Raw genomic sequence first — 14,581 nt, forward strand, 5'->3', positions numbered from 1 at the left:
GTGGTGGTGGTGCTCGTCGTTGTCGTCGTTGATTCGGTATCGTCATCCGCGTCATCGTCCGACGCATCGTCATCGGCCGTATCGTCATCACCATCATCGTCCGACGCGTCATCGTCGTCGGTCGTATCGTCATCACCATCATCGTCCGACGCGTCATCGTCTCCGCCGCCCGATGAGTCGCCGCCGCATCCCCCGCTGCACGAAACGCTGAAAAGCAGAGGGAGCGCGAGGCACAACAGCAGGAGTCCGCGAATCGACGAACGGGACTTCATCGTGGTTCCCTCCGAGGCCAATTTCTCGTTGGTGCCGTTACAAATTTTCGGTCTGATCGATTACGTTTATCAGTGCCGACTCCGAAAAGTCAAGCCCGTTTTTGACGGCATACGCGTCTCGGCGCGCCGGGGGGCGCATTTGCCGAACGGGGGTTCGGCGTTCCCAGGGGCGAATCGCAACCGAATTTCTGCGCGCCATTGCCAATCGGGCACAAGGCGCAAAAGATAGTGTCCGGGATTTATGCGCGTCGTCATCGTCGATACCTCAAGGGAGCTTCGCGGGGGGCAGCGGCAGGTGCGGCTGCTTTCGGCCGGGCTCGCGGAGTCCGGCGTGGACGTGCTCGTCGTGACGCGGCCGGGCAGCCCGCTTGCCGAGGAGCTGGCCGTCCATCGCGTGCCGGCCGCGTCGGTTTCGCCGCGTTTCGAGGGCGATCCGATCGCCGCGTGGCGCCTTTCACGCGTCCTGAAAACGCACGGCGCGCAGGTGGTAAACGCGCAGTCGAGCCACGACCACACCCTCGCGATGATGGCTGTGGCGATCGCCCACCCGCGGCCGGTTCGCATCGTCACCCGGCGTGTGGATTTCGCGCCGCGCGGGGGGCGCCTCAACCGGCGCAAATATCTTCGCGGCGCCGATCACTATATCGCAATCAGCCACGCCGTCGCCGAAATTCTCGTCGCCTTCGGCGTGCCGCGCGAGAACGTCCGCGTCATCCCGAGCGCGATCGAACATGTGTTGCCGCCGGCCGGCGCGCGCGCGGCCCTGTTGGCTGAACTCGGTCTGCCAGACGGTGTCTTTCTTATCGGCGATGTGGCGAGCCTGGTGGATCACAAGGGGCATCGCTATCTGCTGGAGGCGTTCGCGCTCATCGCGAGCGAGATGCCCGACGCGCACCTCGTTCTCGCGGGAGACGGCGAACTGCGCGACGAGCTCGAGGCGCTGGCGGGGCGGCTTGGTATCCGCGCGCGCACGCATTTTCTGGGCCTTCGCAACGACACGCCGCTGCTGTACGGGGCGTTCGACCTGTTCGCGATGACGAGCCACCTGGAGGGCCTTTGCACGAGCATTCTGGATGCCATGAGCGCCAAGGTGCCGGTCGTCGCCACGCGGGCCGGGGGGATTCCGGAGATCGTGCGCGACGGCGACACGGGCTATCTCGCGGAGAATCGCAATCCTGCCGCGATCGCGCAGGCGATTCGCGACGCGCGGGCCGATCCCGGGCAGGCGCGCCGCCGCGCGGAGCATGCGTTTCGCATGGTGGACGAGGAATTCGGCGTGCACCGAATGGTGGCGCAGACGGCGCGGCTGTACGACGAGTTGCTGAAAGGATCGGGCGAGACGTGACAAATCCCCCAATTTTCTGTGGGCTTACCGGCGCACGCTTGCTAAGATTGCGTGATCGCCGCGCGATGGCGGCGACCCATTCATGATTGCACGCCTTTTCAAATTCCTTGTCGTCGCCTTCTGGGCCGTGATGACCGCGGCGCTCGTCATGCGCCAGCCGGCGTTCTCCGAGCAGGCGGCCGAGGACTTGCCGTCGATGGCCAGGCTCGCGGCCGCGGAGGGCCCGAGCTGGTATGGCGTCTATTTCGTCTCCGGCGAGAACAAGGTGAAGATCGGTTACTCGCGCTCGGAGATCCGGCAGGCGACGCGCGGCAGCATCTTCGAGTCCGAGCAGCACCTGCGTATCGAGGTGCAGGGCCAGCCCGCGCGGGTGCGCGTGCTTTCGACCGTGCTTACCGACGAGGGCGGCAATCTGCTTTCCATCGACTTCTCGATGCTGTCCGACACCGTGAAGTTCGAGCTGTTCGGCCGCGTGTCCGGCGAGGAATTGCTGATGGAAATCCGCACCGCCGCCGGCATCGAAAAGCGGTCCATGCCGATGCCCAAAAATACGCGCGTGCCGGACACGGCCCTGCGTGAAGCGGTGCGCCGGGGGCTCGATGTGGGCGATACCATCGACGTGCCGATCTTCGACCCGTCGTCGTTCTCGTTCTCCGACGGCTCGTTGCGCGTGGTCGAAAAGACCACGCTGCCGGAAACGGGCGACACGACGGTCTATCATCTGGCGGCGAGCTTCATGGGGCTCGATGTCGAGGCGTGGATCGACGGAGAAGGCCACACCATTCAGGAGCGCGCCGCGAACCTGCTGACCCGCGTGGAGACCAAGGAGCAGGCGCTGACGGCCGGCTGGGGCGACGCCGAATTGCCGGTCGATATTGTCGAGGCGGCGGCGGTGCATCCGGCGCAAAAAATCAAATCGCCGCGCGGTACGACGTTCGTGAAACTGCGCCTGTCGGGCGTTGATCTGTCGGAGTATTCGATCGCCGATCAGCGGCAGTATCTCGATGGCGATATCGTCACCGTCGAGATCGAGCGGCCGGGCCCGACGACGTTCACGATCCCGATCACCGATCCGGCGATGACGCAATTTCTGGAGTCCACCCCCACGATCCAGGCGGGCGATCCGGCGATCCGCGCGAAGATGCGGGAGATCGTCGGCGACGAAACGAACGCTTACGCGGCGGCGAAGGCGATCTCCACGTGGGTTTACGAGACGCTCGAGAAAAAACCGCTCGTGTCGATCCCGTCGGCGCGCGACGTGCTCGACATCAAGCGCGGCGACTGCAACGAACACGCGACGCTGTACGCGGCGCTGGCGCGCGCGGCGGGGATTCCGACGCGCATCGAGGTGGGGCTCGTGTACAACGATCAGGGTTTCTACTACCACGCGTGGAACGCCGTGTGGGCGGGGCGGTGGTTCTCGATCGATCCGACGTTCGGGCAGTTCCCGGCGGACGCGGCGCATCTGAAGGTGATCTCCGGCGACCTCTCCGCGCAGATCGCCATCATCAAGATGATCGGCAACCTCAAAATCGACGTCCTGGAGGCGCGATGATCAAGGTTCGCGGGCTCGTCAAGAAATACGACAAGTTCGTCGCCGTCGATCATATCGACTTCGACGTGGACGGCGGCGTGGTGTACGGATTTCTCGGCCCGAACGGCGCGGGGAAGACGACGACGATCAAGATTCTCGTCGGCATGATGAAGCCGGACGAAGGGTTGATCGAAATCGACGGCATCGACCTTTCAAAGGATCGCGAGAAAGCCAAAAGCCGCATCGGGTTCATCCCCGACCGCCCGTACATTTACGAAAAGCTGACGGGCATGGAGTTCATGCGGTTCATCGGCGGCCTGTTTCACATGGACGAAAGCGACGTGGAAAAACGCGGCACGGAGCTTCTGAAGCTGTTCGAGATCAACCACGTGCGCGACGAACTGGTCGCGGGTTATTCGCACGGCATGCGGCAGCGGCTCATCATGGCGTCCGCGCTGCTTCACCGCCCGCGCCTTCTGATCGTGGACGAGCCGATGGTCGGGCTCGATCCGCGCGGTGCGCGGCTCGTGAAAAAGATCTTCCGCGAGCAGGCGCGCACGGGCGTCACCATCTTCATGAGCACGCACACCCTGCAAGTCGCCGAGGAGGTGTGCGACAAGGTGTCGATCATCAACAACGGCAAGATCATCGCGACGGGCAGCGTGGCGGAATTGAAATCCGATGCCGACGCGCTCGAGCAATTCGAGGAGACGTTCCTGCGCATCACGGGCCAGACCGACGAGCAGGACCTCTCCACGGTCTTCGCCGAGTGACCGCATGATCGACACGTGGCGCCTTTTGCGCGGCAAGGTCTGGATCGTTCGCAACACGATCCGGCGGCCGGCGAAGCTCGACCGCTTCAAGTCGATGTTCTTTTTCGGCCTCGGGGTTTTGTTTTTTTTCGCGGTGCTCTACGGCTCGATCGCGTTTTTTCAGAAGCTCGCCGCGGAGGAGCCGTTCGGCTCGATCCTCGTTCATAAACTTGTCGAATTCCTGTTCATGACGTTTTTGGCGGTGCTTGCGTTTTCGTCGGTCATCACGAGCCTGAACGCGCTGTTTCTGGACTCGGACCTGCCGATGCTGGTCACGAGCCCGATCACGTTCGGGCGCTTGTATCTGGCGCGGTTTCTCCAGGCGCTTGTCATGACCGGCTGGATGGTCGTCGTCTTCGGCATCCCGGTGTTCATGGCGTGCGGCATCGTTTTCGAGGCGCCTTGGCACTTTTACCCGTGGATGTTCGTCGTTCTCTCCTCGTTCATCGTGCTGCCGACGGCCGTCGGCACGCTTTTGACGTTCAGCCTCGTGCGCGTTTTCCCCGCGCGGAAGATGCAGGACATCCTCGTCATTCTCGCGGTGGTGCTTGTCATCGTGCTGTACGTGATGTTCCGTTTCATCCGGCCCGAGCAGCTATTCAATCCGGACATCTTTCACGGTTTCGCCGAATATTTCGCCACGCTAAAAACGCCGGACTCGCCGCTTCTGCCGTCCACGTGGGCGTCGATCGCGCTGCTTGCGCCGATCGATCGCAAGATGGACGGCGATGGCATCTTCTTCGTGCTGCAGCTTCTGGCGTGGGGCGGCATCGTGGTGCTCATCGGCGTGGAGTCCGCACGCCACCTGTATCTCGAAGCGTTCACGAAAAGCCAGGAGGGCCGGCGGCTTACCATCACGGGCACGCCGCTCGCGCGGAAATTCTTCGACCGCCTCGCGAGGCGGCGCGACCCGGTCATGCGTGAATTGTTTCTCAAGGAGCTGCGCGGATTTTTCCGGGACACGTCGCAGTGGACACAGCTCCTGTTGTTGCTCGCGCTCGTCACCGTTTATCTGTTCAACTTCGCCTCGCTTGATCTCGACCGATTCGCCGGCGTGACGCACGGGCTTCGCAACACGCTGGCCTACGTCAACCTCGCGCTCGGCGGATTCGTGCTCGCGGCCATCAGCGTGCGTTTCGTGTTGCCGGCGGTGTCGCTCGAGGGCAAGGCGTTCTGGATCATCCGCACCGCGCCGGTTTCGATTCCGCGTTTTGTGTGGGGCAAACTGCGTTTTTACCTGCCGCCGATGCTCATCGTCGCTCAGACGTTAATCGTCGCCTCGAACTGGCTTCTGGGTTCCAATCTTTTCATGCTGGTGTTTTCGGCGGTCGTCACGGGCATGCTCGCCGTGGCCATCACCGCGCTCGCGATCGGCATCGGCGCGATGTATCCGAACTTCGACGAGAAAAACATCGCGCGCATCGCGACGGGCATCAGCAGCCTCATCTTCATGACGTGGGCTTTCGCGCTCATCGTCGCGACGGTGGCGGTTCTCGCCTATCCCATCCGGCTCATCCAATTTTCGATCCGTACGGGGCAGGGACTTTTTCCTTCGCAGTGGATGATTATCGGCTTGTCAATGGTCCTTGTCCTGACGATTATCTCGGCCGCCACGTGGACGGCGATGCGCATGGGCATCGCGTCACTCGACGCCCGGGAGCTGTAGGACCTTGAATCTCCGACAACGCCTGTCTCTTTATTGGGAACTGTCGCGCCCGTTCACCCTTTTGCCGCCGGCGCTCGGCATGATCTCCGGCGGCATCACAGCGCTTGGCGCGCATCCGCAATGGCACAGCGACTGGATCGAGCCGGGCTGGATGGCCGCGCGGTATTTCGGACCGGACGGGATCAAGCTCGCGTGGTACATCGCCGTCGGCGCGATCATGGCCGCGACGCTGAACGCGGCGAGCAACGCGCTGAACCAGATCACCGACCTGGTCAACGATCGCGTCAATAAACCCGAACGCCCGATTCCCAGCGGTCGCCTGTCGATCCGCGAGGCGTGGGGCGTGACGCTCGTGCTGTGGGCGCTCGCGCTTTTCGAGAGCCTGCTCGTCAACTGGCAGTGCTTCGCGATCGTGTTCGTCGCGTCATTTTTCATCTACGGGTACTCGGCGGAACCGTTTCGCACCAAGCGCCGCGGGTGGCTGGCGAATTTCACCATCGCGGTGCCGCGCGGCATCCTGTTGAAGGTGGCGGGCTGGTCGACCGTGAAGCACGTCTTCGCCGCGGAGCCCTGGTACATCGGCCTCATCTTCGGCGTGTTCCTGCTCGGCGCGTCGAGCACGAAGGATTTTTCGGATATCGATGGCGACCGCGAGGACGGCTGCAAGACGCTGCCCGTGCTCTACGGCGCGAAAAAGGCCGCGTACATGATCGCGCCGTTTTTCATCCTGCCCTTCCCGCTCATTCCGCTTGGCGCGTCGCTTGGCATCCTCACCGGCAACGCCGTGCTGCTCTGGATCATGGGAATCGGGCTTTCGATCTGGGGCGCGTACACCGTGTGGCTCATTCTCAAGGACCCCGACGAACTGACGCGCACCGAAAACCATCCAAGCTGGAAGCACATGTACATGATGATGATGGCGATGCAGATCGGGTTCGCGATCAGCTACGTCTTGTGAAGATCGACGATAGAGGATTGTGAGTTGAGTCCAACCGCGTCCCTGTCCCTATCCCGATCCCTTTCCACCATTCCTCGTCTTACGCACGGTTACGTCGATCGCGCCGCGTGACAAACGCGCGGAAAGTTCGTCGCCGACGTTAACGTCACCCGCCGCGCGCACGACCGCGCCGGCGCGATCGGTGATGATCGCGTAGCCGCGCGCGAGGATCGCAAGCGGGCTGACCGCGGCAAGGCGCCGATCGAGGTATTGCGCGCGTTCGCGCAGGCGAACCCATCGACGTGTGGATTGCGTGCGCAATCGTTCGTCCGCGCGCGCGCGCCGGCCGCGTTCGATTTCCAGGCGGCGGCGCATCGCCGCGGCAAGCGACCGCCGGTGCGTTTCGAGCGCCCGGCGCTGTTCGCGCACGCGCCGGCGCGGATCCAGCAAACGCAACCGATCCGACGCGCGCGCAATGGCCCGTCGGCGGCTCGCCAGCCGATCCGCGATCGCGCGAGCCAGCGCGGCGTGCGCGCCGTCGAATCGCCGGGCGTGATCGGCGATGCGCCGGTGCAGGGCTCTCGTCAGCAGCGTGGTTGCACGGCGCACGGAGGCGATCTGGTCGCGGCCATCCGCGACGACCGCTTGCGCCGCGGCGGTGGGCGTGGCCGCGCGAAGGTCCGCGGCGAGTTCGGCGAGCGTGAAGTCCGTCTCGTGCCCCACCCCAACGACGATCGGCGTAACGCACGCGGCGACTGCCTCGACGACCGCCGTCTCGTTGAACGACCAGAGATCCTCGGGCGCCCCGCCGCCGCGCACGAGTAGGATCACGTCGCAGGCGCCGTGCGTGTCCAGGTCGGCGATCACCGCCGCGATCGACATGGCCGCACCCTCGCCTTGCACCGGCGTCGGCGCGACGATCGCGGACAGTCCAGGCTGCCGCGCGTAGAGCGTGCGCAGGGTGTCATACAACGCGGCGGCCGACAGGCTCGTTACGATGCCGACGCGACGCGATGCGCGAGGCACGTCGATCTTGTTTGCCGAATCAAAAAGCCCGCGCGCGGCGAGGTCGCCTTTCAACTTCTCGAAGGCGACGGCGAGCGCGCCGGCGCCGGCCGTCTCCATGCGTTCAATGAGAAGCTGCATCTCGCCGCGCGGCTCGTAGACGGAAACGCGCCCCGCGGCGATCACCTCCATGCCGGCTTCGGGCGAAAAGGCGAGAAATCGCGCGGTCGTACGGAACATCATCGCGCGGATCTGCGCGTCGGCGTCCTTGAGCGTGAGGTAAAGGTGACCGGAAGCCGGGCGCGTGACGGAGGCGATCTCGCCGCGCACCTCGACCTTCGCGAGCTCTCCCTCGAGCGCCCGGCGCGCCGCGGCCACGAGCGAGCGGACGGAGTGGATGGTGCGCCGGCGGCCGTTCATTGCCTGCCGGCGGCGGGGTCATGCCCCGCCGGCGTCATTCGGACCAGCTCGCGACCTGCGCGGAAACGTGATTGAAGTCGTTGTCGTAGTTGCCGCGCAGGCTGAAGTTGTACGCCACGTTTTTTCGAAACGGCTGGTTGCCCGAAACGATGACCTCGCGCGTCGAAATGAGGTGGCCCGCGTCGTCGAAGAAGTTGACGTTGACCTTGACGTTCGTGATGCGCTCGTCGGTGAGATTCACGATCTTGCCGACGACGGTGAAATTGTTGACCTCGTCGACGTTCCAGTCGAGGTCCGTCATTTTCACCGCGCCGTCGGCGCGCGACGTCGCGGCCAGGCGGCGCTCTTCCTTGGTGACGTAGTCCTCGCGGCGAATCCACCCCATCGCCTCGCGGCTTTGAACGCGCGCCCAGGTTTCGCCTCGCTCCAGAAGAAAGAGCGGCTGGCCTCGGTTGTAGGTCGCCACCACGTGCTGCGACGTGGCGGGCGAGACGTAGATTTTCGCTTCCTTGGACGAGACGAACGCGATATCGATAAAGGAGGGCGACTCGCTGATGACGAGCGCCTTGTCGTAGATGGCAAAAACAATCAGGCAGACAAGGAGAAAAAACGCGGCAATGCCCAAGAGCGCCAGAAGACGCGTGGAGCGCCGAAGCGACTTGATGTCGGCCTCGATCTGCTTGTCGTATTCCGGCGTTTCGATACCCGCGACGGAAGTTTTCTGCACCGGAGACATGCGTCCTCCTGGTTACTTTTGAGTCCCGGCCGGTTCCCCGGCCGTTATCGTCGTTTCAACCGGTTCGTAGCGCCCATCCTTGTCCGCGTCCTGAAGCGCCGTGATCGTATCGTCCGTGTAAACCTCACGGTACTCGAAATGGCCGTCAAAGTCGGCATCCAACTCGAGCACCTTGAGAATTCCGCCCTCGAAAACGTTTCGATAGTCCGGAATTCCGTCGAAATTCAAATCCCACTCGGAGCGGACAATTTCGCCTTCCTCCCAAAATTCGACGTAATCGGGCCGGCCGTCGTAATTCGTATCCAACTCGATCCGGTGGCCTTGAATCGCCAGGAACACCGTATGGACCCACACAGCGTCGGTCGAAAGCGACACGATGACAAACAAGGCCGCGGCGAGCAGCACCAGGTAAACGGCCTGTCTCTTTCGTAATGGACGCACGCGCCGCGAATCGCCCCCTTGTCACGCACTTGCCGAAAACACCGGTTTTTTCGTATTCGTCCCTATCGTTTATCACAGCCGTCGTCCTTGAGGCAACCGAAAAATCAGACGGGGCAATTAACGTAAACCAGCAATTTCACTCAAACATTTTCGAGGCGGCGTGTTGGGGACACAACCGGAGGGCCTTGACACCACTTGGCCACGCAACCTAAAAGGCGAGGTCGCCGCCCGCACCCGGCCGCGCCGCATCCCAGGGCCGCCTTCTTGATCAAACGCGCTTTTCAACGCTTTTACGATATCTTTTCCTCTACGCGCCTTGCCGTCTGGCTGTCTCTGGGCGTCGGCGTCATCATCGTTATCGGTACGATCCTCCCGCAAAAAGGGATCGTGCTCGAGCCCGATAAATGGCAGAAGCTTGTCTCCGGATCCCAGGCCTGGGCGATTGCCGACCGCCTCGGATTTCTGGAGGTTTTCCACGCCTGGTATTTCTACCTTCTGTTATTTCTCTTTTTCACCAATTTGATAATTGGCTCTGTTAAAGGTCTTACCAAACTTGAAGAAAATCTGGAGACCTCCGGCAAACCGCTGACGCCGGACCTGGCACAGCGTTACCGCTTCACGACGGTCGATCTTGGCCGCGAACCCGGCGAAGGCGAAATCGCTTCCGCCTTTTCTTTCTTGAAGGCGCGCGAGGTGCCGGGGCCCGTCGGTGAAAAGCACTGGTTCGGCGAGTTCGGCCGCATGAGCCGGTTCATGCCTTATGTGCTGCATTTCTCGTTCATCGTCATCGGTCTTGGCGCGGTCGTTTCCGGCGTTCGCAACGTCGAAGGGCGCATGTTCGTCCCCGAGGGCCGATCGGTGGACACGTTCTTCACGCAAGACCGGGAAGGCGAGGTTCGAAGTTTCGCGCTGCCCTTTGCGATCCGCTGCGACGATTTTGACATCGAATTCTACGAAGGTACCGAACAGCCGAAGGATTTCCGCTCGGCTCTCACAGTGATCGAAAACGGCGAGACGATCCGCCGCCAGTGGATCGAGGTGAACGAGCCGTTGGATTATCGGGGCTTCCGCTTTTTTCAGGCGTTCTACCAGGAGCTTGGCGTCATGGCCCGCGTTCAGGTGACGCGCGACGGACAAAAGATCATGCCCGCCCGCCTCGTGACGCTGAAAGAGGTCGTGCCGCTTTCGGGCACCGATGGGTTTACCGTCATCGACTATGCGGCGGATCACGGCGGTTACGGCCCGTCCATCAAGATTCGCGCGGTCGAGAACGACATGATTCCGGAGCCATTTTGGGTGACGCTTGGCGACGAGCGCCCCGACGCCGAACGCGGCGGCGTCTACGCGTTCGAATTCCTGGGGTTGGAGACCGTTTTCGCGACCGGGTTGCAGGTCTCGTTTGACCCGGGCGTCAAGATCGTCTGGGCCGGCGCCGCGATCATGATCCCCTCCCTGCTCTGGGCGCTTTTCGGCTACCATCACCGCGTCTGGGTCCGCGTCGACGGACGCCGCGTCGAGGTGGCGCGCATCGCCCACAAGCGGGCGCCACAACTGGAGGCCAACGTCGAATCCGCCCTCGCCCGCCTGTCGGGTGAAGGCCAAGCGAGGTCGAGTTGACGAGCTTTGTCCTGTCCATGCTGACCGCGTTCCGCGCCGGAACATTCGAGAGCGTCTCGATCGGCTTTTTCGATCTGTCGTTCATCCTGTTTATCGTTTCGTCGATCGGATACACGACGTACCTCCTCAAGCGCACGCGCCCGCTGTGGCTGATCGGCTTTTCGAACCTCGTTCTTGGCGCGTTCACGATGACGCTTGCGCTCGCCCTGCGTTGGGTGGCGGCGGGATGGCACCATCCGCCGTGGACGAATCTTTATGAGTCGCTCGTTTTTTTCTCGTGGGGGCTCATCGTCTGCTACGCGGTGATGGAACTTCGCTACGAGGTGAAGGCCGTCGGCGCCTTCGTCGTTCCGATCGTCATGATGGCGATGGGCCTCGCCTCATTGACCGGCGCCAAGGAGATCACGCCGCTCGTTCCCGCGCTGCAGAGCGTCTGGCTGCACATCCACGTGTTCGGCGCGTCGATCGCCTACGCGATGTTCATGGTGGCGTTCGGATTCGCCGTGCTCTTTCTGTTCCGCGACGGCCTGCCGATGCCGCGTTTTCATTTCGCCGTCGCGGTCTTCAACGCGGTGTGCGTCGTCGCGGTGACGAAACTAAATGTCTTTTCGCTCTCCTACCCGCTGACGCAATACGTCGATTACGGCGACGAGCTTGTGAAGGCGATGATCCCGATGACCGATCCGCCCGAGTTCTACACGCTGGAATTGCCGGGGCTTGGTGCGTTTCTGTTCGTCGCCCTGCTGCTGTTCGGCGCGTCCGCCGTCATGGCGTATCGCGCGCGCAACGACGGCGACGGCGCGCCGACGCGGCACTCGTTTTACGCGCTGGTGCTGCCGCTCATCATCCTCGGCGTTGCGCTGGCGCACATGGTGTTTCAGTCCGGGCGGTATCCCGCGTTTTCGCTTCGCGTAAACGGCTACGGCTTTGCGTTGCTATTTCTCGGCTGGTTCTTCGGGATCATGACGCTCGTGCTGCACGTGTCCGGCGACGCGCTGCGGCGCGTGCTGCCGCTCGCGGAAACGCTTGACGATCTCGTTTACAAGGCGGTCATCTTCGCGTTCCCCATCCTCACGTTCATGCTGCTTTCCGGCGCGATCTGGGCGAACCAGTCGTGGGGGCGCTATTGGGGCTGGGATCCCAAGGAAACCGGCGCGCTGACGACCTGGATCGTCTATCTCGCGTTCCTGCATCTGCGCATCTCGAAGGGATGGACCGGACGCAAGAGCGCCTACATCGCCGTGGGTGGATTCATCAGCGTCCTGTTCACGTATCTCGGCGTCAATCTCGTGCTGTCGGGCCTGCATTCCTATGGCTCGGCATAGGATGGCGCCGGCCCCGCGCCGACCCGCCCGATGAAGATCGTATCGGCGACGTTCGTGACGAGCGCCGTCGATCCGCGGGGCTATCCGCCGGCGGACCTGCCCGAGATCGCGTTCGCCGGCCGGTCGAACGTCGGGAAATCGAGCCTGCTCAACGCGCTCGTCAACCGCAAGGGCCTCGCCAAGACCAGCCAGACACCCGGCAAGACGCGGCTCCTCAATTTTTTCGACGTCAACGGCCGGGTGCGTTTCGTGGATTTGCCCGGCTTCGGATACGCCAAGGTTCCGCGCCCGATGCGCGAATCCTGGCGGCCGATGGTCGAAGGCTATCTGAAAGGCGATCGCGACCTGCGCGCGGTGGTGCTGCTTGTCGACGCGCGGCGCGGCCCGCGGGCGGAGGAAGTCGAGCTTCTCGAATGGCTCGACGAGATCGGGATTCCCGCGATCGTCGCGCTGACGAAAATCGACAAGCTCAACCGCGCCGAACGCACGCGTCTTGTGCGCACGCTGCGCGAAACCTGGGACGTTTCGGCGGAGGACTACGTGCTCACCTCCGCCTCGAAACGCGAGGGGCTGAACGAGCTATGGAGACGCATCCGCGCGGCGATTGACGTGGGTCACCTTGACCGCGGTCGGGCTCACGCTTAGCGTCTCGCGCCGGAGAGTCCGGACATGGCCAAGGCGCGCGTAATTCCGATCCATCCCGAGCACCCGCAGCCGCGGCTCGTCAAGCAGGCGGCCGATGTCCTGCGCGGCGGCGGCATCGTCGTGCATCCCACGGACACGACGTACGCGATGGGCGTCGCCGTCGGCAACAAACACGGCGTCGAGACCATGTACCGCCTCAAGAAAAAGTCGCTGACGCGCCCGCTGTCGTTTCTTTGCCGCGACCTGTCGAACATCGCCGAGTTCGCGAAGCTCACGGACGAGGCGTATCGCACGATGCGCCGCCTTCTGCCCGGACCCTACACGTTCATCCTGGACGCGACCAAGACCGCGCCGCGCTTCACGCAGACCGCGCGCAAGGAGATCGGCATCCGCATCCCGAACGACGCCATCTGCATGGCGATCATCGAGGAGCTGGGCGAGCCGCTTGTCTCCACGAGCGCGTACATCGAAGGCGGCGATCTTCTCTCCGACCCGGAGGACATCGAACGCGTGCTCGGCGGGTACGTCGATCTGATCGTCGACGCGGGGGTCATCGTCCCCGAGCCGTCAACGATCATCAGCTTCGTGGAGGGCGGCCCGACGCTGATCCGACAGGGCAAGGGCGCGTTCGATCTGTTTGACGTCGGCGCGTAAAAAAGCGCCCCCCGTCCGGGAGGCGCTTTTTTTTGTCGCTGAGCGAAAATCGCGGCTAGTTCAGATCCAGAATCTTCACCAATTCACGCACCGCGTCCGCGCTCTTGTCGAGCTGGAGCTTTTCCTCGTCGGTCAGTTCGATTTCGAAGACCTTCTCGACGCCCCTCGCGCCAAGCAGGACCGGCACGCCGATGAACAGATCGTTGTATCCGTATTCGCCTTTCAGGAGCGCGGCGCACGGCACGACGCGTTTCTTGTCCTTGATGATCGCCTCGGCCATCTGCACCGCGGCCGCCGCCGGGGAGTAATACGCGCTGCCGGTCTTCAGCAATTTCACGATCTCCGCGCCGGCGTCGCGCGTGCGTTGCACGACCTCCGCGAGCTGGTCCGCGGGGATCAGCGTCTCGACGGGGATGCCGCCGACCGCGGAATAACGCGTGAGCGGCACCATCGTGTCGCCGTGACCGCCGAGGACAAAGGCCGTCACATCTTCGACGGACACGCCGAGCTCCATCGCGATGAACGAGCGGAAGCGCGAGGAATCCAGGATGCCCGCCATGCCGACGACGCGCTCGCGCGGGAAACCCGAGACGTGTTGCGCGACATGGCACATCGCGTCGAGAGGATTGCTGACGATGATGAGGATCGAGTTCGGCGAGCGCGTGGCGATCTCGCGCGTGACGTCCGAGACGATCTTCTTGTTGGTCGCAAGCAGGTCGTCGCGGCTCATGCCGGGCTTGCGCGCGATGCCCGCGGTGATGATGACGACATCCGAATTGGCCGTCATGTCGTAGCCGTTCGCGCCGATGAGATTCGCGTCAAAGCCCAGGATCGGGCCGCCCTCGGTCAGGTCGAGCGCCTTGCCTTGCGGCATGCCGTCAACGATGTCCACGAGCACGATATCGCCAAGCTCCGCGGCCGCGGCCCACGCCATGCACGACGCGCCCACGTTGCCCGCGCCGACGATGGTGATTTTCTTTCGCGACATGATCATCCCCTTTTTTCGTCAAAGCCGCAGGACGCGGCCGGATAGGTTAGGCGCGCGCATTATAGCCACGGGAAGGGGCCGGTAAAGGAAAGCCGATGTGCGCTGCGTCAAGTGGGAAAACGAGAAAATAGAAAAGAGGAAAGAGGATAGTGGACGTCCGCGCATGGGCGCCCATTCGGCGTTT

14 protein-coding genes are annotated in these 14,581 nt (G+C 63.1%); 9 read left to right on the forward strand and 5 right to left on the reverse strand.

Annotated features, from left to right (window positions below; translation table 11 throughout):
• A partial coding sequence (locus K8I61_17450) for a hypothetical protein (protein ID MBZ0273829.1) occupies nt 1-272 on the reverse strand: 272 nt, incomplete at its 3' end.
• 241 nt (nt 273-513) lie between these two features.
• Here K8I61_17450 and K8I61_17455 point away from each other — a divergent pair.
• From K8I61_17455 to K8I61_17475, 5 genes are all read left to right on the forward strand, one after another.
• Entirely contained in the window at nt 514-1,617 is a 1,104-nt protein-coding gene (locus K8I61_17455) for a glycosyltransferase (GenBank protein MBZ0273830.1), read from the forward strand.
• A gap of 82 nt (nt 1,618-1,699) precedes the next feature.
• Nucleotides 1,700-3,172, forward strand: coding sequence for a transglutaminase-like domain-containing protein (locus tag K8I61_17460; GenBank protein MBZ0273831.1), 1,473 nt, complete (start codon nt 1,700-1,702; stop codon nt 3,170-3,172).
• Nucleotides 3,169-3,924, forward strand: coding sequence for an ABC transporter ATP-binding protein (locus K8I61_17465; GenBank protein ID MBZ0273832.1), 756 nt, complete (start codon nt 3,169-3,171; stop codon nt 3,922-3,924). Before K8I61_17460 ends, K8I61_17465 begins: the two co-directional genes overlap by 4 nt.
• 4 nt (nt 3,925-3,928) lie before the next feature.
• A complete protein-coding gene (locus K8I61_17470; protein MBZ0273833.1) occupies nt 3,929-5,629 on the forward strand; it encodes a hypothetical protein in 1,701 nt (566 codons plus the stop codon).
• Between the two features lie 4 nt (nt 5,630-5,633).
• Nucleotides 5,634-6,587 (forward strand): UbiA family prenyltransferase, encoded by a 954-nt coding sequence (locus K8I61_17475; GenBank protein MBZ0273834.1) that lies wholly within the window; start codon nt 5,634-5,636, stop codon nt 6,585-6,587.
• Nucleotides 6,588-6,635: 48 nt separating this feature from the next.
• Here K8I61_17475 and xseA read toward each other — a convergent pair whose 3' ends face one another.
• The 3 genes from xseA to K8I61_17490 are packed head-to-tail and all read right to left on the reverse strand — an operon-like array spanning nt 6,636 to nt 9,168.
• Nucleotides 6,636-7,991, reverse strand: a complete 1,356-nt coding sequence (gene xseA / locus K8I61_17480) for an exodeoxyribonuclease VII large subunit (protein ID MBZ0273835.1) — start codon at nt 7,989-7,991, stop codon at nt 6,636-6,638.
• Nucleotides 7,992-8,025: 34 nt separating this feature from the next.
• Nucleotides 8,026-8,727, reverse strand: a complete 702-nt coding sequence (locus tag K8I61_17485; protein MBZ0273836.1) for an FxLYD domain-containing protein — start codon at nt 8,725-8,727, stop codon at nt 8,026-8,028.
• A 12-nt stretch (nt 8,728-8,739) separates the two neighbouring features.
• On the reverse strand, nt 8,740-9,168 hold the full coding sequence (locus K8I61_17490) for a hypothetical protein (protein ID MBZ0273837.1): 429 nt from the start codon (nt 9,166-9,168) through the stop codon (nt 8,740-8,742).
• Nucleotides 9,169-9,432: 264 nt separating this feature from the next.
• Between K8I61_17490 and K8I61_17495 the strand changes: the two genes are divergently transcribed.
• Genes K8I61_17495 through K8I61_17510 form a run of 4 tightly spaced genes read left to right on the forward strand, consistent with a single transcriptional unit; the run spans nt 9,433 to nt 13,409 of the window.
• On the forward strand, nt 9,433-10,785 hold the full coding sequence (locus K8I61_17495) for a cytochrome c biogenesis protein ResB (protein MBZ0273838.1): 1,353 nt from the start codon (nt 9,433-9,435) through the stop codon (nt 10,783-10,785).
• On the forward strand, nt 10,782-12,110 hold the full coding sequence (ccsA, locus tag K8I61_17500; protein MBZ0273839.1) for a cytochrome c biogenesis protein CcsA: 1,329 nt from the start codon (nt 10,782-10,784) through the stop codon (nt 12,108-12,110). The genes K8I61_17495 and ccsA overlap by 4 nt, the downstream gene beginning before the upstream one ends.
• Nucleotides 12,111-12,140: 30 nt before the next feature.
• Nucleotides 12,141-12,755: a ribosome biogenesis GTP-binding protein YihA/YsxC gene (gene yihA, locus K8I61_17505; GenBank protein MBZ0273840.1), complete on the forward strand. Its 615-nt coding sequence runs from the start codon at nt 12,141-12,143 to the stop codon at nt 12,753-12,755.
• 24 nt (nt 12,756-12,779) lie between these two features.
• Nucleotides 12,780-13,409 (forward strand): threonylcarbamoyl-AMP synthase, encoded by a 630-nt coding sequence (locus K8I61_17510; GenBank protein ID MBZ0273841.1) that lies wholly within the window; start codon nt 12,780-12,782, stop codon nt 13,407-13,409.
• Nucleotides 13,410-13,464: 55 nt separating this feature from the next.
• Here the strand turns inward: K8I61_17510 and mdh are convergent, their stop codons facing one another.
• On the reverse strand, nt 13,465-14,397 hold the full coding sequence (mdh, locus tag K8I61_17515; GenBank protein ID MBZ0273842.1) for a malate dehydrogenase: 933 nt from the start codon (nt 14,395-14,397) through the stop codon (nt 13,465-13,467).
• Between the last annotated feature and the right edge of the window lie 184 nt (nt 14,398-14,581).

The sequence above is a fragment of the bacterium genome (assembly GCA_019912885.1).
Lineage (GTDB): Bacteria > Lernaellota > Lernaellaia > JACKCT01 > JACKCT01 > JAIOHV01.